This is a genomic window from Pseudomonas sp. Irchel 3H7, assembly GCF_900187605.1.
Classification (GTDB): Bacteria; Pseudomonadota; Gammaproteobacteria; order Pseudomonadales; family Pseudomonadaceae; genus Aquipseudomonas.
This window is the reverse complement of record NZ_FYEA01000008.1, coordinates 335,593-356,901: the sequence shown is the minus strand read 5'-3', so window position 1 is coordinate 356,901 and position 21,309 is coordinate 335,593. Positions and strand designations below refer to the sequence as shown.

At 62.1% G+C, this 21,309-nt stretch carries 17 protein-coding genes; 11 read left to right on the top strand and 6 right to left on the bottom strand.

Features of this window, described 5'->3' with window-relative positions; genetic code table 11:
* Positions 1–9: 9 nt before the first annotated feature.
* Positions 10–1,752 carry an amidohydrolase gene (locus tag CKW38_RS17630; protein WP_095113399.1) on the bottom strand — a complete coding sequence of 581 codons (1,743 nt, stop codon included), beginning with the start codon at positions 1,750–1,752 and terminating at the stop codon, positions 10–12.
* Between the two features lie 103 nt (positions 1,753–1,855).
* On the opposite strand from CKW38_RS17630, the gene CKW38_RS17625 reads away from it, so the two are divergent.
* From CKW38_RS17625 to CKW38_RS17575, 11 genes are all read left to right on the top strand, one after another.
* A complete protein-coding gene (locus CKW38_RS17625) occupies positions 1,856–2,773 on the top strand; it encodes a LysR family transcriptional regulator (protein WP_095113398.1) in 918 nt (305 codons plus the stop codon).
* A gap of 179 nt (positions 2,774–2,952) precedes the next feature.
* Positions 2,953–3,570, top strand: a complete 618-nt coding sequence (gene lexA / locus CKW38_RS17620) for a transcriptional repressor LexA (RefSeq protein ID WP_007912515.1) — start codon at positions 2,953–2,955, stop codon at positions 3,568–3,570.
* A complete protein-coding gene (imuA, locus tag CKW38_RS17615; RefSeq protein WP_007912516.1) occupies positions 3,570–4,187 on the top strand; it encodes a translesion DNA synthesis-associated protein ImuA in 618 nt (205 codons plus the stop codon). Before lexA ends, imuA begins: the two co-directional genes overlap by 1 nt.
* A 7-nt stretch (positions 4,188–4,194) precedes the next feature.
* Positions 4,195–5,610, top strand: coding sequence for a DNA polymerase Y family protein (locus tag CKW38_RS17610; RefSeq protein WP_007912519.1), 1,416 nt, complete (start codon positions 4,195–4,197; stop codon positions 5,608–5,610).
* On the top strand, positions 5,586–8,684 hold the full coding sequence (locus CKW38_RS17605) for an error-prone DNA polymerase (RefSeq protein WP_218222392.1): 3,099 nt from the start codon (positions 5,586–5,588) through the stop codon (positions 8,682–8,684). The genes CKW38_RS17610 and CKW38_RS17605 overlap by 25 nt, the downstream gene beginning before the upstream one ends.
* Before the next feature lie 257 nt (positions 8,685–8,941).
* The gene (locus CKW38_RS17600) at positions 8,942–9,628 is read left to right on the top strand and encodes a CsgG/HfaB family protein (protein ID WP_161986630.1); all 687 of its coding nucleotides are present in this window, start codon (positions 8,942–8,944) and stop codon (positions 9,626–9,628) included.
* 29 nt (positions 9,629–9,657) lie between these two features.
* A complete protein-coding gene (locus CKW38_RS17595) occupies positions 9,658–10,029 on the top strand; it encodes a DUF4810 domain-containing protein (RefSeq protein ID WP_007912524.1) in 372 nt (123 codons plus the stop codon).
* Positions 10,026–10,685, top strand: coding sequence for a DUF799 domain-containing protein (locus CKW38_RS17590; RefSeq protein WP_007912525.1), 660 nt, complete (start codon positions 10,026–10,028; stop codon positions 10,683–10,685). The genes CKW38_RS17595 and CKW38_RS17590 overlap by 4 nt, the downstream gene beginning before the upstream one ends.
* A 231-nt stretch (positions 10,686–10,916) precedes the next feature.
* Positions 10,917–11,606 (top strand): GntR family transcriptional regulator, encoded by a 690-nt coding sequence (locus tag CKW38_RS17585; RefSeq protein ID WP_007912527.1) that lies wholly within the window; start codon positions 10,917–10,919, stop codon positions 11,604–11,606.
* A gap of 134 nt (positions 11,607–11,740) precedes the next feature.
* Positions 11,741–13,852, top strand: a complete 2,112-nt coding sequence (locus tag CKW38_RS17580) for a hybrid sensor histidine kinase/response regulator (RefSeq protein ID WP_095113396.1) — start codon at positions 11,741–11,743, stop codon at positions 13,850–13,852.
* A gap of 31 nt (positions 13,853–13,883) precedes the next feature.
* Complete coding sequence (locus CKW38_RS17575; RefSeq protein WP_095113395.1) at positions 13,884–16,514, top strand: excinuclease ABC subunit UvrA; 2,631 nt, start codon at positions 13,884–13,886, stop codon at positions 16,512–16,514.
* 222 nt (positions 16,515–16,736) lie between these two features.
* On the opposite strand, the gene CKW38_RS17570 is transcribed toward CKW38_RS17575, so the two are convergent.
* The 5 genes from CKW38_RS17570 to CKW38_RS17550 are packed head-to-tail and all read right to left on the bottom strand — an operon-like array spanning position 16,737 to position 21,308.
* Positions 16,737–18,680 (bottom strand): response regulator, encoded by a 1,944-nt coding sequence (locus CKW38_RS17570; RefSeq protein ID WP_095113394.1) that lies wholly within the window; start codon positions 18,678–18,680, stop codon positions 16,737–16,739.
* Positions 18,670–19,545 (bottom strand): sensor histidine kinase KdpD, encoded by an 876-nt coding sequence (locus tag CKW38_RS17565; RefSeq protein WP_095113393.1) that lies wholly within the window; start codon positions 19,543–19,545, stop codon positions 18,670–18,672. The genes CKW38_RS17570 and CKW38_RS17565 overlap by 11 nt, the downstream gene beginning before the upstream one ends.
* On the bottom strand, positions 19,538–20,548 hold the full coding sequence (locus CKW38_RS17560) for an ATP-binding protein (RefSeq protein WP_095113420.1): 1,011 nt from the start codon (positions 20,546–20,548) through the stop codon (positions 19,538–19,540). Before CKW38_RS17560 ends, CKW38_RS17565 begins: the two co-directional genes overlap by 8 nt.
* Complete coding sequence (locus CKW38_RS17555; RefSeq protein WP_007912537.1) at positions 20,545–20,949, bottom strand: anti-sigma regulatory factor; 405 nt, start codon at positions 20,947–20,949, stop codon at positions 20,545–20,547. Before CKW38_RS17555 ends, CKW38_RS17560 begins: the two co-directional genes overlap by 4 nt.
* Positions 20,946–21,308, bottom strand: a complete 363-nt coding sequence (locus CKW38_RS17550; RefSeq protein ID WP_007912539.1) for an STAS domain-containing protein — start codon at positions 21,306–21,308, stop codon at positions 20,946–20,948. The genes CKW38_RS17555 and CKW38_RS17550 overlap by 4 nt, the downstream gene beginning before the upstream one ends.
* Position 21,309 lies beyond the last annotated feature (1 nt).

Genomic DNA, 21,309 nt, shown 5'->3' with positions numbered 1-21,309 from the left:
ATTTTGTTGTTATTGGGTGGCGGTGTAGACCTGACGACCGCCGAACCAGGTTTGCAGGACTTTGGTGTCATGCAGGGCTTTGTTATCGACGCTGAACACATCACGATCGAGCACGATAAAGTCGGCCTGTTTACCCGGCGTCAGCGAGCCGATCTGCTTCTCCAGACCAATCGTCCGCGCCGCATTAACGGTGTAGGCGTAGAACATGGTGTCGCGATCCAGACGCTCGTCGGCATTGAGCACGCCCAACGGGCCGACGCGAGTAACTGCTTGAGCCATGGCGTTGAACGGGTTTGGCGAAGACACCGGCCAGTCACTCGCACCGGCAATCGTCGCGCCCTGTTTCAGCAGCGAGTGCGCCGGGTACTGATAGCGGAAGGCGAGGGCGCTGACGTAAGGCTTGATCATGTCGGTGGTGTAGTCGTCGGCGCTGGCCCATAGCAACTGCATCGAGGCGATGACGTTGAGCGGCTTGAAGCGGGCGAACTCTTTCGGGTTGACCATTTGCAAGTGAGTGATCGAGTGGGTCACGCCGCTCTGCCGATCCTTGCGCGCCTGCGCGATGCCGTTCAGCGCTTCGCGCACCGCGCGGTCGCCGATCGCGTGGATATGCACCAGCCAGCCGCGCTGGTCGATGGCGCTGACCAGTTCGCCGAAATGCTGCGGATCGATCAGCAGTTCGCCCTGTTTGTGCGAGTTGCTGTACGGGTCGATCATCGCCGCGCTCTGCGCCGGGAACTCGATCACGCCGTCGGCGAAGATCTTGATGCCGGGCAGGGTCAGGTTGGGAATGCCTTGGAATTGCTGGCGCACCTTGTCCAGCGTGTCGAGGTCGGCGGGTACGCTTTTCGGGTTGGCCACCAGCAGCGCCGCGACGTGTACGCTCATGTCGCCGCTTTCCGAGAGGGCTTTATAGGCCGGCAGCACGCCGACGGTTTTCTCGGTGGGTTTGAGCGCGAACACTGCTTCGCCCGGCGCGGCGTTGGCGGCCGGGTCCATCCACGCGGTGATGCCGAGGCTGTTGTTGTAGCGCACTGCTGATTTGGCGGCGTTCAACATGTCGGCAGGGCTTGGCACCGGCATCTTCGAGGCGACCCGATCCCAACCGGCGTCGACCACAAAGCCGTTCGGCTCGCCGCTGGCCAGCTTGCCGATGGTGTCTTTTTCCGCGTCGGGCAGGGTTTTCAGCAGTGCGGCATCAATGCCGGCGCGCTTGAGCATCACATTGTTGGCCCACGCGGTGTGGTGGTCGCTGCCGATGAATACCACCGGCACATTGGCCCATTCGCCGCTATTGAAGGTGTTGCCCAAGGCCTCGGCCTGCGCCCAATAAACCGAACTCATGCCGGCAATGCTCAGCACATCGCCGTGTTTGGCCTTGCCGTCTGCACGCCAGTCGCGCAGGCGTTTTTGCAGTTCGTCGAGGTCGACGACTTCGTCTTCCATGTTCGCCGAGACCATTTCCAGTCCACCGAAAATCGCGTGGGAATGGCTGTCGATCAGGCCGGGCATCAACGCTTTGCCCTTGAGGTCGATGACTTCGGTACCCGGTTCGATCAAGGCTTTGATCTGCGCATCGGTGCCGACTTTCAGCACTTTGCCGTTCTCCACGGCCAAGGCTTGCACCTTGGGTTGAGTGCGGTCGGCGGTGAAGATCTTGCCGTTGAGCAGCACCAGATCGGCGGCGGCCATGGCTTCCATCGAGGCAAAACTTACAGCGAGAGCCAACAGCTTCGGGATGAATCTTTTCATTGAAGATTTCCTTGTTATTGCGTCTGATGGCGAGATTAGTGGCTGGCGACGGCCGACAGAACGCCTCCCTCGCGAAAAACGTTTTTGCCTGAATGGAAAAAGCATGGACAAGTTGGGTGCATTGAAAATGTTCGTGGTCACCGCGCAGCTCGGCAGTTTCAGCCGCGCCGCCGAGCAGTTGGGCAAGACCCCGTCGGCGCTGACCAAAGCGGTCAATCACCTGGAATCGGAGCTGGGCGCACGGCTGTTCGAGCGCAGCACGCGGCGGATTCTGCTCACCGAAATCGGTCGGGTGTACCTGGAAACCGCACGGTTGGTGTTGCAGCGACTCGATGAGGCCAGCGAGGAAATCGAGCAGTTGCAGCACGGCTTGCGCGGCAGCCTGAAAATCACCGCCCCGCTGGCCTATGGCCGGGCGTTTCTCGATCAAGTGTGTGACGGATTTTTGCAGCAATACCCGCAGATCAGTTTGCAAGTGGATCTGTGCGATGCGTTCGTCAATCTGCTGGAAAGTGGTTATGACCTGGCGCTGCGTGAGGGCCACGATGACTTGCCGGGACTGATTGCGCGGGTGGTTGGCAGCAATCGTCTGGCGTTGTGCGCCAGCCCGGAATATCTGGCGCGCAAGGATTTGCCGGTCAACCCGCAAACCCTTGAGCAGCATGAATGGCTGCTCTATCAGCACCCGTTACTCAGCCGCGAATTCTGGTGGGCCGAGCGTGACGGGCAGCGTTTGAGTCTGGCACAACCCGCAGCGCCGTTGTTGCGCAGTGACAATTACGATTTGTTGCTGGCCAGTGCCTTGGCCGGGCGCGGTTTGCTGCACACGCCGTTGTGGAGCGCCGCGCCGTACATTGCCGACGGGCGACTGGTGCGGGTCATGGCCGATTACGAGATCGACCCGGACACCTTTGGCCCGCACATTCTGGCGGTGTACCCGAGCCACCGCCGGGCCACGGCGAAGGTCGTTGCCTTCATCGATTACATCTCAGCATTTCTCGCAGAACGCGGCCTGAGCTAACCCCCCCCGCACTGATCGTACTGATCGTTCCCACGCTCTGCGTGGGAACGCCTCTAGGGACGCTCTGCGTCCAGTGACGCGGAGCGTCACGGGCTGCATTCCCACGCGGAGCGTGGGAACGATCAACGTGGGGTGGGCCGACCTGTGGCGCTTGTCAGGAAAATCCTACAGGAGTACAAATGTACTCCATGACGAACCTGACTCCCCGCCGTACCGCCATCCTGACGTTTATCCGCGATCGAATCGCCGAACACGGTCAGCCCCCAAGCCTCGCTGAAATCAGCGAGGCTTTTGGTTTTGCCTCGCGCAGCGTGGCGCGCAAGCACGTGCTGGCGCTCACCGAAGCCGGGTTTATCGAGGTCAATCCGCATCAGGCCCGCGGCATTCGCCTGCTCGGGCAACCGCCACGCCCGGAGCTGCTCGACATCCCCGTGCTCGGCCGCGTCGCTGCCGGTGCACCAATTGGCGCCGATGCCGACATCCATAGCCGCTTGCTGCTCGACCCGGCGCTGTTCTCGCGCACACCCGACTACATGCTGCGGGTGCAGGGCGATTCGATGATCGAGGACGGCATTCTCGACGGTGATCTGGTCGGCGTACGGCGCAATCCCGAAGCGCTCAACGGCCAGATCGTCGTGGCGCGGCTCGACGGTGAAGTCACTATCAAACGCTTCGAACGGCTCGGCGATGAAGTGCGGCTGTTGCCGCGCAACCCGGCGTACCAGCCGATTGTCGTGCGCGACGATCAGGATCTGGCCATCGAAGGGGTGTTCTGCGGTCTGGTGAGGCAAGGCTGATGGGCGCCGTCGTTGCGTTGGATACGCTGTTCAATGGCGGCCAGGTCTGGAGGGGCCGGCCTGCGCCGCCGGCCGCCAGTCCGCAACCCACCGGGCACGCCGCGCTCGACGCAGCATTGCCCAGCGGTGGCTGGCCGGAAGCGGCGCTGAGCGAAATCCTGTTGGCCGGCCCCGGTGTCGGCGAACTGCAACTGGTCTGGCCGACGCTGGCGCGGTTGTCGGCGGCGGGCGAGCGCATTGTGCTGGTGGCGCCGCCATTCGTGCCGTACCCGCAGGCGTGGGAGAACGCCGGGGTCGATCTGCGTCAGTTGTCGGTGATTCAGGCCAGTGAACGCGATGCCTTGTGGGCGGCGGAACAATGCCTGCGTTCAGGCAGTTGCGGCGCGGTGCTGTGCTGGCCGCACAAGGCTGATGACCGCGCGTTGCGGCGTTTGCAGGTGGCGGCGGAAACCGGCCAGACCCTGGCGTTTGCGTGGCGTCCGTTAAGCGAAGCGGTCAATCCGTCACCGGCGGCATTACGGATTGCCATCGATGCCAAACCCGCGCAGTTGCGCGTGCTCAAGTGCCGTGGCGGTTTGGCGCGTGCGGCGCCGATTGCCTTTGCCGTGGGTCACTGAGGTCGCCATGCGCTGGGTGTGTATTCTGTTCCCGCAATTGGCCCTTGATGCCGTGCTGCGTCAGCGCCCCGATCCTGATGAGCCGTTGGTGCTGCTCAGCGGCCCGGCCCAGCGTCGAGTGCTGCAAGCGGTCAACCCGGCGGCGCGCAAACTCGGGTTGCGCGCTGGCCAGTCGATGACCGCCGCCCAAGCGATGAGCAAAGGGTTTGCCACCGCCGATTACGAGGTGGCCGAGGTCGAGCACTGGCAGCAGTTTCTTGCCGCGTGGGCCTACGGTTTCAGCGCGCAGGTCAGCGTGCATTACCCGCGCGCCGTGGTGTTCGAGATCGAATCGAGCCTGGGGCTGTTCGGTTCCTGGGCGCAGTTTGAAGCACGGTTGCGCAAGGAACTGAGCGATCTGGGCTTTCGCCATCGCATCGTTGCCGCACCGAATCCGGTGGCGGCGCGGGTACTGGCCAATGCTTACGATGGCTTGGTGGTGCCGGACGGCGAAGCCTTGCAGCATCACCTCGGCCAGTTGCCCGTCGACCGTGTCGGCCTGGAGCCGAGCGTGGCCACGGCGTTGTCGCGCATGGGCCTGCGCAACCTCAGTCAGGTGCAGAGCTTGCCGCGTCAGGCGCTGGCCCGACGCTTCGAAGCGCAGATGCTCAAGCACCTCGACACCTTGTTTGGCGCGCGACCCTTGGCGCTGGAGTTTTACTTGCCGCCCGATCGTTTCGATGTGCGCATCGAACTCAACTTTGACGTGCAATCCCATCAGGCGCTGCTGTTTCCGCTACGGCGTTTGACTGGCGATCTGTCGGCGTTCCTTTGCGGGCGCGACAGCGGCGTGCAGCGTTTCGACCTGCATCTGGAACACGCCGGGCTGCCGGACAGCGTGATCAAAGTCGGTTTGCTCAGCGCCGAACGTGATCCGGCGATGCTCTTCGAACTGGCCCGTGGTCGGCTCGAGCAAGTGCAGGTCGAGGCGCCCGTGCGTGGTTTTCGTCTGCGTGCCGAGGACCTGCCGAGCTTCGTGCCGCAGTTTCAGGAACTGTTCGACGACCGTCCGCAGCAGACCTTGCCCTGGGAGCAATTGCGCGAACGCTTGCGTGCACGCTTGGGTGATGACGCCGTGCAGGGGCTGCGCTTTCAGGCTGATCATCGTCCGGAGTGCGCGTGGCAGCACGGTGTCGACAAACAACGCTGCACAGGCTTGCCGAATGTGCAGCGTCCGGGCTGGTTATTGGGTGAACCGCAGAGTGTGGCGGAGGGTTCGGCACGGATTCTCATGGGCCCGGAACGCATCGAGTCCGGCTGGTGGGACGGTGACGATGTGCGCCGCGATTATTACCTGATCCAGAACCGCACCGGCCAACAGGGTTGGGCTTATCGCGCGGTGGGTGAGGGCGGTCCGTTGTGGCTGCAGGGCTGGTTTGCATGAACGACGGTTATGCCGAACTGCACTGCCTGTCGAACTTCAGTTTTCAGCGCGGTGCGTCCAGTGCGCTGGAACTGTTTCAGCGGGCAAAAAAACACGGCTATCAGGCATTGGCGATCACCGATGAGTGTACGTTGGCCGGCATCGTTCGCGCTTGGCAAGCGGCGAAGTCCGTTGAGTTGCCGCTGATCATCGGCAGTGAAGTGCGCATCGACAACGGCCCGAAACTGCTGTTGCTGGTGGAGAACCTTGCAGGCTATCAAGCGCTGTGCGGTTTGATCACGCGCGCGCGGCGGCGTACGCAGAAAGGTCAGTATCAAGTGCTGCGCGAGGACTTTGAGCAAGCGCTGCCGGGATTACTGGTGTTGTGGGTGCCGGATTCACTCGATGATGTGGAAGAGGGCCGTTGGCTGCAGCAGACCTTCGCCGAACGCCTGTGGCTGGCGGTGCAATTGCATCGTGGCCAGGACGATCAGCAGCGGCTGGCGGCGTTGTTGGGGCTGGCCGCCGAGTTGCAGATTCCAGCCGTGGCCAGCGGCGATGTGCACATGCACGCCCGTGGCCGCCGCGCCTTGCAGGACACCATGACCGCGATCCGCCATCACGTGCCGGTGGCCGAGGCCGGGTTGCGTTTGCACCCCAATGGCGAGCGGCATTTGCGCAGCGTCGAGGTGTTGCGTGAGTTGTATCCGCAGGCCTTGCTGGATGAGTCGGTGAAGCTGGCCCGGCGTTGCACCTTTGATTTGGGCGAATTGCGTTATCAATATCCCAAGGAACTGGTGCCCGAGGAACACAGCGCCAGTTCCTGGCTAAGGCAACTGACCAAGGAAGGCATCGCCTGGCGCTGGGAGAAGGGCGCGCCCTTCAAGGTGCTGAGGCAGATCAACAAAGAGCTGAAGCTGATCGCCGAGCTCGGCTACGAAAGCTACTTTCTCACCGTGCATGACGTGGTGCGCTTCGCCCGCGAGCAGAAGATTCTGTGTCAGGGTCGAGGCTCGGCAGCCAACTCGGCGGTGTGTTTTGCCTTGGGTATCACCGAAATCGACCCGGATCGCACCACACTGCTGTTCGAACGCTTCATGTCCAAGGAGCGCAACGAGCCGCCGGACATCGACGTCGACTTCGAACACGAGCGCCGCGAAGAAGTCCTGCAATACGTGTTCCGCCGTTACGGCCGTGGTCGCGCGGCGCTGACGGCGGTGGTCAGCACTTACCACGCCGCCGGCGCGGTGCGCGATGTGGCCAAGGCCCTGGGCCTGCCGCCGGATCAGGTCAATGCACTGGCCGATTGCTGCGGCCACTGGAGCGATGAAACGCCGCCGGTCGAGCGTTTGCTCGAAGGCGGCTTCGACCCGGACAGCCCGGTGCTGCGCCGGGTGTTGAGCCTGACCGGGCAGTTGATCGGTTTCCCCCGGCACCTGTCGCAGCATCCCGGCGGTTTCGTGATTTCCGAGCAGCCGCTGGACACGCTGGTGCCGGTGGAGAACGCCGCCATGGCCGAGCGCACGATCATCCAGTGGGACAAGGATGACCTCGACGCGGTCGGGCTGCTTAAGGTGGACATCCTCGCCCTCGGCATGCTCAGTGCGATCCGTCGTTGCTTCGACTTGCTGCGCCGCCATCGCAATATGGACTTGAGTCTGGCGACGATCCCGGCCGAAGACAAACCGACTTACGAGATGATCAGCCGCGCCGACACCATTGGCGTGTTCCAGATCGAGTCGCGGGCGCAGATGTCGATGCTGCCACGTCTGAAACCGGCGAAGTTCTACGATCTGGTGATCGAAGTGGCCATCGTCCGCCCGGGGCCGATTCAGGGCGGGATGGTCCATCCGTACCTGCGCCGGCGCAATAAAGAAGAGAAAGAAACCTATCCGTCACCGGAGCTGGAAGTGGTGCTCAAACGCACCCTCGGCGTGCCGCTGTTTCAGGAACAGGTGATGCAGATCGCTATCGTCGCCGCCGACTACAGCCCCGGCGAGGCCGATCAGTTGCGCCGCTCGATGGCCGCGTGGAAACGCCATGGCGGATTGGAACCGCACAAGGAACGCCTCGCCGCCGGCATGAAGAAAAACGGTTACACGCCGGAGTTCGCCGCGCAGATTTTCGAGCAGATCAAAGGCTTCGGCAGCTACGGCTTCCCCGAATCCCACGCCGCCAGTTTCGCCTTGCTGACCTACGCCAGTTGCTGGCTCAAGTGCCACGAACCGGCGGCGTTCGCCTGTGCGCTGATCAACAGCTGGCCGATGGGTTTCTACAGCCCGGATCAGATTCTCCAGGACGCGCGCCGACACCAGTTGCAAATCCGCCCGGTCGACGTGCGCGCCAGTGACTGGGATTGCAGCCTGGAAACCACCACAGCGGCGCAACCGGCGATCCGTATGGGTCTGCGCATGATCAAGGGCTTTCGCGAGGACGATGCCCGGCGCATCGAGGCGGCGCGGGCGCGCGGGGCGTTTGCCGATGTTGCCGATCTGGGCGAACGGGCCGCACTCGACAGTCGGGCGCAGGCGTTACTGGCCGATTCCGGGGCGTTGCGCGGTTTGGCTGGGCATCGGCATCGGGCGCGCTGGGAAGTGGCCGGGGTGCAGAAGCAGTTGGGTCTGTTTGCCGGGCTGCCGAGTCAGGAGGAGGCGGAGGTGGAGCTGCCCAAGCCGAGTGTCGGCGAGGATCTGCACGCCGATTACAGCACCGTCGGCACCACGTTGGGGCCGCATCCGTTGGCGCTGTTGCGTGGCGAACTCAAGGCGCGGCGCTGTCGCAGTTCGCAGGAATTGCTCGACGTCGAGCACGGCCGGCCGGTGAGCGTCGCCGGGCTGGTCACCGGGCGACAACGACCGGGCACCGCCAGTGGCGTGACCTTCGTGACCCTGGAAGACGAATTCGGCAACGTCAACGTGGTGGTCTGGCGTGATCTGGCCGAGCGTCAGCGGCAAGTGCTGGTGGGCTCGCAACTACTGAAAGTCGATGGCCGCTGGGAGCGCGAAGGTGAAGTGCGCCACCTGATCGCCGGGCGTTTGAGCGACCTCAGCCCGCTGCTTAATGGCATCCGCGTGCAGAGCCGCGATTTCCACTGATCAACACAACCCTTGTAGGAGTGAGCCTGCTCGCGATAGCGGTGTGTCAGACAACATCAACGTGAATGACACACCGCTATCGCGAGCAGGCTCACTCCTACAGGGGTTTTGCTTCTGTTCAAGACGGCCAATTCATTGGCGTCAAAAAAACCTGTCGCGAATGATGGCACTTTGTCATAATGCCGCCCCTTTTCAACTCCCGCCGCGCATTGCCGTGGTGGGACATCCCCGTTTTTCAAAAGGAATATTCAGTGAGAATGATCTCCCGGATGCTGGTTTCAGGCGTCGCGATTGCTGTGCTCGGCACGATTGCCGGCACACTCGCCGGTTGCGCCACCGAAAGCTCCCGCGCGCTGCCGGTGGCCAAGGTTGAAAGCGCTACACAGGTCTGGACCGGCGTTCGTGTGCCAATGGCCGTGGGCAAGTTCGACAACCGTTCCAGCTACATGCGCGGGATCTTCTCCGACGGCGTTGACCGTCTCGGCGGTCAGGCCAAGACCATCCTCATCACCCACTTGCAGCAGACCAACCGCTTCAGCGTGCTGGATCGCGACAACATGGGTGAAATCCAGCAGGAAGCCGCGATCAAGGGCCAGGCCCAACGCTTGAAAGGCGCTGATTACGTGGTCACCGGTGACGTCACCGAGTTCGGCCGCAAAGAGACTGGCGATCACCAGTTGTTCGGCATTCTTGGTCGTGGCAAGACTCAAGTGGCCTACGCCAAGGTCAACCTGAACATCGTCAACATCAGCACTTCCGAAGTGGTCTATTCGACCCAGGGCGCCGGCGAATACGCCTTGTCCAACCGCGAAATCATCGGCTTCGGCGGCACCGCTGCCTACGACTCCACCCTCAACGGCAAAGTACTGGATCTGGCCATGCGCGAGGCGATCAATCGTCTGGTCGATGGCATGAACGCCGGTGCCTGGAAACCGGGCAACTGATCGACGCCCATTGCAAGGAGCAACACCCCATGACTCTGAATTTGTCGCGCTCGTTAATGGCGCTGACCCTGGCCGCCAGTGCCTTGCTGGCCGGCTGTGCCTCCGGCCCGCAAACCCTGTATCAGTGGGAAGGTTACGAGCCCCAGGTCTACGAATACTTCAAAGGCGAAGAGCCGAAAGAAGCCCAGGCCGAAGCGCTGGAACGTGACCTGCAGAAAATCCGCTCCACCGGCAAGGCCGTACCGCCGGGTTACCACGCGCACCTTGGCCTGCTCTATCTGAGCATGGGCAAGGACGACCAGATGGTGCAGCAGTTCAAAACCGAGAAAACCCTGTTCCCCGAATCCGGGACGTACATGGATTTCCTGCTCAAAAACGCCAAGAGCGGAGACGCGAAATGATCGCGCGCACCTTGAAACTGCTGGCCGCCGGTCTGGCCCTGACCGTGCTGGGTGGCTGCGTTGCGCCCAAGACCGTGGATTACTCGGCCTACAAACAGGCGCGGCCGAAAACCATTCTGGTGCTGCCTCCGCTGAACACTTCGCCGGATGTGAAGGCGTCGTACAGCCTGTTGTCGCAGGTGACCTTCCCGCTGGCCGAAGCCGGTTATTACGTGCTGCCGATCGCGCTGGTTGACGAGACGTTCCGCCAGAACGGTCTGACCACCCCGGACGACATCCATCAGGCCCCGCCGAGCAAACTGAAGGAGATCTTCGGTGCGGACGCGGCGCTGTACATCACCGTGACCGAATACGGTACGCGTTACATGGTGATCAGCAGCGAAACGGCAGTGACCGCGACGGCGAAACTGGTCGACCTGAAAAGCGGCACGACGTTGTGGACCGGTTCGGCCCGGGCGTCGAGCGAAGAGGGCGGCAATAGCAATGCCGGCGGTATCGTCGGCATGCTGATCTCGGCGGCAGTGAAGCAAATCATCAACAGCTCCACCGATGCCGGCTACCCGATTGCCGGTGTGGCGAGCAATCGTCTGCTTTCGGCCGGCCATCGGGCAGGCCTGCTGTACGGCCCGCGTTCGCCGAAGTACGGCACTGACTGAAGCCGGTACTGATCGTTCCCACGCTCTGCGTGGGAACGATCAAACGCAGGAGTGAGCCTGCTCACCGCCCCCCTCCCAACACATGTGTCCTGCTTGCAACGAGCAGATAGATAGAGCGACGCCGCCCCCATGGGGGATCCGCAATCAACGTGCAATCAAGACCCTGCATCTCGACGCCGAAGGCTATATCCTGCGTGACACTCAGTTGCTCGACGTTAAAGGAGTGCCCAAATGACCGAAAAGAAACCGGAAACCACGGTCGACCGCGTCTACCAAGGTGTTTACGAGGCGATCAGCAAGCGTTCGTTGCGCCCTGGGATGAAGCTGGGCGAGGCCTCGCTGGCCGAGTTATTCAATGTCAGCCGCACGTCGGTGCGCGCCGCATTGAAGCAATTGGAGGCCGACGGACTGGTCACCACTGAGCCCAACAAAGGGGCATCGGTGTCGCTGCCGAGCAACGAAGAGATCCGTTCGCTGTTCGAAACCCGCCGCCTTATCGAAATCGGCATCGTCACCGAACTGTGCCGGCGCAAGGACACCGCCGCGATGCAGGACCTGCGTGAACACCTGCTGTTGGAAGATGAAGCGCACGCCGCTGGTGACCACGAGCGGCTGATTCATCTGCTCGGCGAGTTCCACATCAAACTGGCGCGCAGCCTGAATAATCCGGTGCTGCTCGACTGGTTCCAGAAGTTGATTTCCCGTGCCTCGTTGTATGCTGCGGCGCTGGACGACGACAGCCATGAAGTCTGCCGCGACGACGAGCACCTGCGTCTGATCGAATACATCGAGGCCGGTAATCAGAGCGCTGCCATCGAATTGACCTGCACGCATCTCAACGGCATTGAGAAGGCCATTCTCGACGTCGCCGCCAAAATGAAAACTGGCTACCATCCGCTCAAACACCTGATCGGGGTTTAGGCTTCGGGCGAGGATGAAATCGGCTATACCTCATATGAAACCAATACGACTGATGACGCTCGAAACAGACGGGCGTTGCGTCGTTATGGCGTCGCGATTTATCGGGCAATCACCACAGGACACTGAGTCAGTCGATGCAGTTTTTATCCGATAGCCATGGTTGTGAGGGCTGGAAAGGCGAAATGGCCGGGCGCATCAGTGCGTTCGACTGGAGCCACACCGAACTCGGCCCGTTGAACAGCTGGCCGGCCAGCCTGTGCAGTGCGGTGCAACTGATGCTGGCGTCGCCACTGCCGATGGTCATGCTCTGGGGCTATGCCGGGTACATGATCTACAACGATGCCTATTCGAAGTTTGCCGGTGGTCGCCACCCCTATCTGCTCGGTTCGCCGGTAGAGCTGGGCTGGCCGGAAGTCGCCGATTTCAACCGGCACGTGGTCGATACCTGCCTGGCCGGTGGCACCTTGTCGTTTCGCAATAAAGAGCTGGTGTTGTTGCGCGATGGCGTCCCCGAAGACGTCTGGATGGATCTGTATTACAGCCCGGTGGCCAATGATGATGGCAAGCCGGCCGGGGTCATGGCGATGGTGGTGGAAACCACCGAGTTCGTGCACTCCGAACGCCGGCGGCAGGCGGCGGAACAAGCCTACCGCGCCGACAATGAGCGGGTCCGTCTGGCGTTGAATGCCGGGGCCTTGCTTGGCTCGTTTGTCTGGGACGTGAAAAACAACACGCTGTCGGCAGACGAACGATTCGCCCGCACGTTCTCCTATCCACCGGATCAGGACCTGAGCAATCTGGCCCAGGACGTTGCCGAGTCGCGCATTCACCCCGATGACCACGCCTGGGTACAAGAGCGCGTCGCCCATTCCGTGCAGACCGGTGAACCGTATAACGCCGAGTATCGCGTGCGACGCAGTGACGGCAGTTATTCCTGGGTGCTGGCCAGTGGCGCCTGTGAGTTCGACGAACACGGCGCGCCGTTACGCTTTCCCGGCGTGTTGATCGACATCCACGAACGCAAGATCGCCGAAGAATCCCTGCTCAAATTTACCCGCAACCTTGAACAGCGCGTCGGCGAAGAGGTCGAGGCGCGGCTGGCGGCTGAAGAGCAGTTGCGCCAGTCACAGAAGCTCGAAGCCATTGGCGGTCTGACGGGGGGCGTGGCCCATGACTTCAACAATCTGCTGCAAGTGATCGCCGGCAATCTGCATTTGCTCGCGCGCCACGAACCGAACAATGCCAACGTGCAACGCCGGGTCAGTGCCTCGCTGGCGGCGGTCGAGCGCGGTGCCAAGCTGTCCTCGCAATTGCTCGCGTTTGCCCGGCGTCAGCCGTTGTCGCCGGCAGTATGTAACCCGCGACAGATCTTCGAAGGTGTCGGCGAATTGCTGCAGCGAGCGCTGGGCGAAACCATTCAGATCGATGTGCAGCTGCCGCAGCAACCGTGGCATATCAACGTCGACCGCAACCAGCTGGAAAACGCCATTCTCAATCTGGCGATCAACGCTCGGGATGCGATGAAGGGCGAGGGCACCATTGCGCTCAGCGCTGCCAACGTGCGCCTCGATCGCGAGTTCTGCGCCGGTAAAGGCATCGTCTCCGGCGAGTTTGTCCGGGTTGCCGTCAGTGACAGCGGCGCCGGCATTGCGCCAGACATTCTCGAGCAGGTGTTTGAACCGTTTTTCACCACCAAGGCCGATGGCCAGGGCACCGGGCTGGGCCTGAGCATGGTGTTCGGCTTCGTCAAGCAGAGTGGCGGCCACGTCGAGATCGTCAGTACCGTCGGCGAGGGCACGCGGGTGCAGTTGTACTTCCCGCGCAGCCTGCGCCCGATCCTTGATGAATCGCCCAATCTGCAACGGCAGCAGAGTGGCGGCCACGAGACGATTCTGGTGGTTGAAGACAACGACGCGGTGCGCGCTTCGGCGGTCGAGTTGTTGCGCGAGGAGGGTTACCGCGTGTTGACCGCCGGCCACGGCGATGCGGCCATGCAAATGCTGCTGGAAGGTACCGAAGTCGACCTGATCTTCACCGACGTGGTCATGCCGGGGCTGATCAAAAGCTCCGACCTGTTCGCCTGGGCCAAGGTGCAGACGCCGCCGGTGGCGGTGCTGTTCACCTCCGGGCACACCCGCGACATCATCTCGCGCAATCACCAGTTGAGCCCCGACACCCATTTGCTCGGCAAACCGTACAGCCCCGAAGCCTTGTTGCAGATGATCCGGGTGGTTCTCGGCAACTGAGCGCTGAACATTCCTTTACCAAGGCAGGTCGATGACTTCCAAACGCACCTCCAAAGCGCCCACCGGCATGGTCCGGGTGCGCGGCGCCCGTGAACACAACCTGAAAAACATCGACGTCGACATCCCCCGCGATGCCTTGGTGGTGTTCACCGGGGTGTCTGGCTCGGGCAAGTCGTCGCTGGCGTTTTCGACCTTGTATGCCGAAGCCCAGCGCCGCTACTTCGAATCGGTGGCGCCCTATGCGCGACGGCTGATCGATCAGGTTGGCGTACCGGATGTCGACTCGATTGAAGGCCTGCCGCCGGCCGTGGCCCTGCAACAGCAACGCGGCACACCGAGCACGCGCTCGTCGGTGGGCAGTGTGACCACGTTGTCGAGCCTGATCCGCATGCTCTATTCGCGCGCCGGCAGTTATCCGCCGGGGCAGCCGATGTTGTACGCCGAGGATTTTTCGCCGAACACCCCGCAAGGCGCCTGCCCGCAGTGCCATGGCCTCGGCCGCGTCTATGAAGTCACTGAGGCGCTGATGGTGCCCGATCCCAACCTGACCATCCGCCAGCGCGCCGTGGCGTCCTGGCCGCTGGCGTGGCAGGGGCAGAACCTGCGCGACATCCTCGTGACCATGGATATCGACGTCGACATCCCGTGGAAAAAACTGCCGAAAAAACAGCGCGACTGGATTCTCTTCACCGAAGAAACCCCGACCGTGCCGGTGTACGCCGGGCTGACTCCGGAAGAAACCCGGGTCGCCCTCAAACGCAAGATGGAGCCGAGTTATCAAGGCACCTTCACCGGCGCCCGGCGCTACATCCTGCACACCTTTACTCATTCGCAAAGTGCGTTGATGAAGAAGCGTGTTTCACAGTTCATGCTCGGCAGCCCTTGTCCGTTATGCGACGGCAAACGCCTGAAACGTGAAGCGTTGTCGGTGACGTTTGCCGGGTACGACATTGGCGAATTGTCGCAAATGCCGTTATTGCAAGTGGCCGAGGTATTACGGCCGGTGGCGGCGGCCAGTTATCTGGAACATGCCGAAGAAACCGGCGAGACCTTGAGTCACGCGCAAACCCGCGAGGCCCGTCAGCAACGCGTGGCCCATGGCGCCAGCGGGCACGGCAGCGCGCCCGATGTGCGCCACACGCCAAATCTGTCGCTGGAGAAACGTCTGGCGGCGCAGCGTATTGCCGAGGATCTGCTGGAGCGCGTCAGCACGCTGACCGATCTGGGCCTCGGTTATCTGGCGCTGGAGCGCAGTACGCCAACGCTGTCGTCGGGTGAGTTGCAGCGCTTGCGCCTGGCGACACAATTGGGCTCGCAGTTGTTTGGTGTGATTTATGTGCTCGACGAACCTTCCGCCGGTTTGCATCCAGCCGATGGCGAAGCGTTGTTCGAAGCCTTGCAGCGCTTGAAGGCGGACGGCAACACGCTGTTTGTGGTCGAGCATGACCTGGAAACCATGCGCCGCGCCGACTGGCTGATCGATGTCGGCCCGGCAGCGGGCGAGCAGGGTGGGCAGGTGCTGTACAGCGGCCCGCCCGCCGGTCTGGCCGAGATCGAGCAATCGCAGACTCGTGCTTATCTGTTTGCCGAATCGCAACGTCAGACAAGAACGGCACGTAAACCGACGGCGTGGCTGAAACTTGAGGGCATCACCCGCAATAATCTGAACAACCTCAGTGCCGAATTTCCCTTGGGCTGCTTTACCTCGGTGACGGGCGTCTCCGGCTCCGGCAAGTCGAGCCTGGTCAGTCAGGCCTTGCTGGAACTGGTCGGCGCGCAGTTGGGGCGGCCGACGGTGGACAGCGAGCCGGAAGAACTCAGCCTCGAAGACGACGCCCCGCAGGTCAGCAGCGGTCAGGTCACGTCCGGGCTGGAGTCGATCAAGCGACTGGTGCAGGTCGACCAGAAACCCATCGGCCGTACGCCACGTTCCAATCTGGCGACTTACACCGGGTTGTTCGACAACGTACGCAAGCTCTACGCCGCGACCGACGCTGCACGGGCGGCGGGTTATGACGCCGGGCAGTTTTCCTTCAACGTCGCCAAGGGTCGTTGCGCCACGTGCGAAGGCGAAGGCTTTGTCAGTGTCGAGTTGTTGTTCATGCCCAGCGTTTATGCGCCGTGCCCGACCTGCCATGGCGCGCGGTACAACCCGCAGACCCTGGCGATTCTCTGGGAGGGTTTGAGCATCGCCCAGGTGCTGCAATTGACCGTCGAGGAAGCGGTGTCAGTGTTTTCCGAGCAAGCGGGGATTCGTCGTTCACTGGAAGTGCTGCGCGATATTGGCCTGGGTTATCTGCGCCTCGGGCAACCGGCCACGGAGCTGTCTGGCGGTGAAGCGCAGCGGATCAAACTGGCTACCGAGTTGCAGCGTAATCAGCGCGGCGCGACCTTGTATGTGCTGGATGAACCGACCACCGGGTTGCATCCGCGTGATGTCGATCGGCTGCTGGAGCAACTGGATACGCTGGTGACGGCGGGGCACACGGTGATCGTGGTCGAGCACGAAATGCGCGTGGTGGCGCAGAGTGACTGGGTGATCGACATCGGGCCGGGGGCGGGGGATCAGGGCGGCAGGATTGTCGTGGCGGGCACGCCGCAGAAGGTTGCGGCGAGCAAGAAGAGCCGGACGGCGCCGTTTCTGGCTCGGGCCCTGAATTAATAGATGCGGTGCTGCCACTGGCCTCATCGCTGGCAAGCCAGCTCCCACAGTTTTTTGCGGTGAATTCGAAGTATGGGTCCACCACAAGACCCCTGTAGGAGTGAGCCTGCTCGCGATAGCGGGGTGTCAGTCACAGATGAATTGGCTGACCTGACGCCATCGCGAGCAGGCTCACTCCTACAGTGGATCTGTGTTCGACATCAGTTCCTGTGGGTGCTGCAGTCAGGCACCATCAAGGGTGCGGCGGACCTTTTCGAGCAGCTCACTGATCTGAAACGGCTTGACCAGCATGTCCATGCCACTGCCCAGAAACACCTGACGATTGATCGCTGTCTCCGCATACCCGGTCATGAACAGAATCGGCAATCCCTCACGCCAGCCCCGCGCCACATCCGCTAATTCACGACCGCTCATGCGCGGCAGGCCGACGTCGGTCAATAACAGGTTGATCGACGGATCATTCTGCAACCGCTCCAGCGCCGTTTCGATATCCGCCGCCTGGGTGCAGCGATAACCGGCGTCCTCCAGCACTTCAGTGACAAACATGCGCACCGACGGCATATCCTCGACAATCAGCACATGCTCACCGCTGCCTTGCGGATCGACCACGGGAGCAGGGATATCGGCCCCCGTCGGGTCGGTGCTAGCCGGCAACATGATCGTCACTTCGGTGCCGCGCCGCGCGACGCTGCGGATGTGTGCATCGCCACCCGACTGGCGGGCAAAACCATAGATCGTCGACAACCCCAGCCCCGTACCCTGGCCCAACGGTTTGGTGGTGAAAAACGGATCGAAGACCTTGTCGATGACATTGTGCTCGATGCCCGTACCGTCATCACGCACCGACAGCGCCACGTAAGCGCCATCGGCCAGATTCGGATCGCCATGGGAGTACGCGGCGTAAGTGTTGACCCATATATTGCCGCCCACCGGCAGGGCATCCCGGGCGTTGATCACCAGATTCAACACCGCGCTTTCCAGCTGCACTGGGTCAACCAGCGCGATGGCCGGTTTGCTGGTCAGCTCTAGCTTGAGGGTGATCCGCTCACCGATGGTGCGCACCAGCAATTCTTCCAGCGAACGGACTTGCTCGTTGATGTCGACCGGCCGTGTATCCAGTGGTTGCTGACGGGCAAAGGCCAGCAAGCGGTGGGTGAGGGACGCAGCGCTCATCGCTGAATTCAGCGCCGCTTCGGAGTAAAACTGCACCTTGTCCAGACGCCCATCGACCACGCGTTTCTGGATCAGCTCGAGGCTGGTGATGATTCCGGTCAGCAGGTTGTTGAAGTCATGGGCGATACCGCCGGTGAGTTTGCCCAGTGCGTCCATCTTCTGCACCTGCAGCAACTGCGCTTCGGCACGCACGCGTTCGGCGACTTCCTTGGCCAGTTGCGTGGTGGTGTCATCCAGACGCGCCAGATGCGAGCGCTCGCGGTGGCGGTGCTCGGTAACGTCCTCAACGAAGACCAGGCTCAGTTCGGGCGTGCGGTACGGCGAAATCTGCCACTCGGTCTCGCGGATCTCGCCCTGCACGCGCATGTTCAGCGTGCCTTTCCAGCGCTCGCCATCGACCAGACGCAGGCGCAGCTCATTGAGGATGGCGCTCTGATCTTCGGCGAAGCATTCACGCAGGGCCTGCGGATCCCGATTGTCGAGAATCAGTTGTGTGAAGGCATGGTTGCATTCGTGCACCTTGAGGCTGGCATCGAGCACCGCGATCGGTGCGGAGACGTTGACGAAAATCTCGCGAAACCGCGCTTCACTTTCGCGCAGGGCATTTTCCGTGTCGCGTACTCGCAGCAACGTGCGCAGGGTGGCCAGCAGCACATCCGGGTCAACCGGGTGAATCAGGTAGGCATCGGCACCGGCGTCGAGGCCGGTGATGATGTCGCCGGTCTGGATCGACGCAGCTGACACATGAATAACGGGTAGCAGCGCCGTGCGGGTATCTGCGCGCAGTTTGCGCACGATGTCGAAGCCGCTCATGTCCGGCAGATTGACGTCGAGAATCAACGCATCGAGCGCTTCGCTGTCGATCAGCGCCAGCCCCTCGCCGCCGGTGCCGGCCTCCAGCACCTCGTAGCCGTGACGCTCCAGCCGTCGGCGCAGGGCGTAGCGGGTGGCGACGTTGTCGTCGACGATCAACAGGCGGATGTCACGTTTCATCGACGTTCTCCAGAGCGATCGCCAGCGGAATGATCACGAAAAAGGTCGAGCCGACCCCCGGCGTGCTTTCCAGCCCGACTTCACCGCCGAGCAGGGCGGCGAAGCGTTTACACAGTGACAGGCCCAGCCCGGTGCCGCGCAGGCGTTTCTGCAACGGCGAGTCGACCTGGGAAAAGTCCTCGAACAATGCACCATGCAGCTCTGGTGCGATACCGATTCCGGTGTCACTGACGGCAAAGCGCACCTTGTCCGCACCTTCGAGCCGCGCGGAAACCCGCACTTCGCCACGGGTGGTGAACTTCAGCGAGTTGGAAATGAAGTTGCGCAGGATCTGTGCAAGTTTCTTGTCGTCGGTGTACAGGCGCGGCAAACCGACCGGTTCCTCGAATATCAGGTCCACGGCGCTGGCATCGACAATCGGCCGGAACATCCCGCGCAGGGCGGAGAACAGATCGAACATGTCGAACCACGCCGGAGAAATGCTGATGCGCCCGGCCTCGATCTTCGCCAGATCGAGCAGGTCATCGACCATGTCGCTGAGTTCGCGCGCAGCCGTGCTGACGAACGCTACCTGCTTGTGTTGCTCGGGACTGAGCGGGCCGTCGAGTTCGTCGGCGAGCAGGCTGTTGATGCTCAGGATCGAACCCAGTGGCGTGCGGAACTCATGGCTCATGTACGACAGGAAACGGCTTTTCAAGTCCGAGGCCTGGCGCAATTCCTCAGCCTGTATATCGAGTTCGGCGTACAGCGCCAGCACGCCCTGATTGGTTTCATCGAGTTCTTCGCGCAGCGCCGCGGTTTCGCTCTGCAACTGCGCAATCAGCGCAGCCTGCTCGGTGCTGCTCAGAATCGGCGACTCAGCCATGGGCGGCCTCCAGGGCAACGACCAGCACCGTTACATCGTCGCGCCCGCGACAGAAGTCGCGGTGCAGGACGCCGGCTATCACGGCGGGATGGCGGTGCACCAGACCGGGGTAGTCTTGAAGATTCCAACGGGACTGCAAGCCGTCGCTGTACATGATCAATAGATGTCCGTTCACGTGAGCATAGTCAAAAGGCCGGGCTTTCCGGTATTGCACGCCGACAATGCCCGGGTGCGAGGCGAGGCCACGGGATTTGTCGGCGTTGATCAGGCTGGCGCCGATATTGCCGACGCCGGCAAAGGTCAGGCTGTCGCGGCGAGCATCGAACTGGGTAAACGCGACGGCGCCGCCACGAGTGCCGATCATGTCGCGGTGCATGTCTTCCATCAGCATCACCGGCTCGGCAAACGGTGTCAGGGCGAAGGTTTCTGCGCCTGCCAGCCCGGCGCGTTCGGCGTCTTCACCGTGCCCCAGACCGTCGATGATCAGCGCGCTGACGCTGCCGTTGTCATACGCCAGGTGCCAGACATCGCCGCAGGCGGGATCGTTGTGCAGCGAGTGCTGGCTGACTCCAAAATGCATGTCCGGTTCGCGATCCGAGCGAGGATAAAACCGGGCCAGTAACACCGCGCCACGGGCATCCGCGTACACATCAAACACTTCAGCCTGGCGTGATATCGAGCCGAGGCCAATGCCTTGGGTGCCTCCGGTGGAGAAGCCGTCGGGCATACAGGCCTGCAAATCAAACCCCTGAGCACGGTCGATAGCGAGCAACTCAATGCCGAAACCATCAATGCGCGGCAGCACCCGCAGGTGCATCTCACCGTGGTTGGCGTGCTTGAGCACGTTACTCGCCAGCTCCGTCGCCACCAATGCCACACGCCCGGCATCGCGCTCGTCGAAGCCATGCTGTTCGGCCAGTTGTTGCGCCGTACGCCGTGCGTAGCCGATCTGGCTGCTGTCCTCGATCAGTAAAACCTGGGTCATCGACCCGCTGATATTCATGTCCATCGGGTAATCGTTATTCGTGTGCCCTTGCCGGGCTCTGTTTCCAGTTCGAACTCTTCAACCAGGCGTTTCGCCCCGGTCAGACCCAGGCCCATGCCGCTGCCGGAGGTCCAGCCGTCGGTCATCGCCAGTTTGATGTCGGCAATGCCCGGGCCTTCGTCGCGGAAGGTCAGGCGCAGACCGACCTTGTGATCTTCATCGAGGATCTGCCAGTCCATGTCGCCGCCACCACCGTAAACCATGGTGTTACGCGCCAGTTCGCTGACCGCCGTGACCATTTTGGTCAGGTCGATCAGGCGCATTCCGCATTCGGTGGCCAGTTTGCGTGCGGTCTGGCGCGCGAGCACGACATCCTGCTCGATGTGAATGGGTTGAGTACCGCTGCTGCGTACGGTCATTGCCGGTCTACTCGTTCCTGCAGCAGCTTCATTCCGCGCTCGACGTTCAATGCCGTGCTGACGCCGGGCAGCGTCAGGCCGAGTTCAACCAGGGTGATCGCCACCGCCGGCTGCATGCCGACCAGCATGGTTTCGGCGTCCATGATTTTCGACAGGCCGGAGATCGTGCTGATCATCCGGCCAATGAACGAGTCGACCATGTCCAGCGCCGAGATGTCGATCAACACCCCGCGCGCCGAGGTCTTGCTGATGCGCTCGGACAAGTCGTCCTGCAAGGTGAGGGCGAGCTGGTCATGCATGTCGACCTGGATGGTCACCAGCAGGAACTTGCCCATCTGGAGAATCGGGATACGTTCCATG

What these genes read in the sequence shown, in the direction of transcription:
- CKW38_RS17580 (WP_095113396.1), top strand. Translation starts at nt 11,741, where the DNA reads ATGCAGTTTTTATCCGATAGCCATGGTTGTGAGGGCTGGAAAGGCGAA.
- CKW38_RS17560 (WP_095113420.1), bottom strand. Translation starts at nt 20,548, where the DNA reads ATGAATATCAGCGGGTCGATGACCCAGGTTTTACTGATCGAGGACAGC.
- CKW38_RS17610 (WP_007912519.1), top strand. Translation starts at nt 4,195, where the DNA reads ATGCGCTGGGTGTGTATTCTGTTCCCGCAATTGGCCCTTGATGCCGTG.
- CKW38_RS17550 (WP_007912539.1), bottom strand. Translation starts at nt 21,308, where the DNA reads ATGGAACGTATCCCGATTCTCCAGATGGGCAAGTTCCTGCTGGTGACC.
- CKW38_RS17625 (WP_095113398.1), top strand. Translation starts at nt 1,856, where the DNA reads ATGGACAAGTTGGGTGCATTGAAAATGTTCGTGGTCACCGCGCAGCTC.
- CKW38_RS17570 (WP_095113394.1), bottom strand. Translation starts at nt 18,680, where the DNA reads ATGAAACGTGACATCCGCCTGTTGATCGTCGACGACAACGTCGCCACC.
- CKW38_RS17555 (WP_007912537.1), bottom strand. Translation starts at nt 20,949, where the DNA reads ATGACCGTACGCAGCAGCGGTACTCAACCCATTCACATCGAGCAGGAT.
- CKW38_RS17585 (WP_007912527.1), top strand. Translation starts at nt 10,917, where the DNA reads ATGACCGAAAAGAAACCGGAAACCACGGTCGACCGCGTCTACCAAGGT.
- CKW38_RS17590 (WP_007912525.1), top strand. Translation starts at nt 10,026, where the DNA reads ATGATCGCGCGCACCTTGAAACTGCTGGCCGCCGGTCTGGCCCTGACC.
- lexA (WP_007912515.1), top strand. Translation starts at nt 2,953, where the DNA reads ATGTACTCCATGACGAACCTGACTCCCCGCCGTACCGCCATCCTGACG.
- CKW38_RS17595 (WP_007912524.1), top strand. Translation starts at nt 9,658, where the DNA reads ATGACTCTGAATTTGTCGCGCTCGTTAATGGCGCTGACCCTGGCCGCC.
- CKW38_RS17630 (WP_095113399.1), bottom strand. Translation starts at nt 1,752, where the DNA reads ATGAAAAGATTCATCCCGAAGCTGTTGGCTCTCGCTGTAAGTTTTGCC.
- imuA (WP_007912516.1), top strand. Translation starts at nt 3,570, where the DNA reads ATGGGCGCCGTCGTTGCGTTGGATACGCTGTTCAATGGCGGCCAGGTC.
- CKW38_RS17575 (WP_095113395.1), top strand. Translation starts at nt 13,884, where the DNA reads ATGACTTCCAAACGCACCTCCAAAGCGCCCACCGGCATGGTCCGGGTG.
- CKW38_RS17565 (WP_095113393.1), bottom strand. Translation starts at nt 19,545, where the DNA reads ATGGCTGAGTCGCCGATTCTGAGCAGCACCGAGCAGGCTGCGCTGATT.
- CKW38_RS17600 (WP_161986630.1), top strand. Translation starts at nt 8,942, where the DNA reads ATGATCTCCCGGATGCTGGTTTCAGGCGTCGCGATTGCTGTGCTCGGC.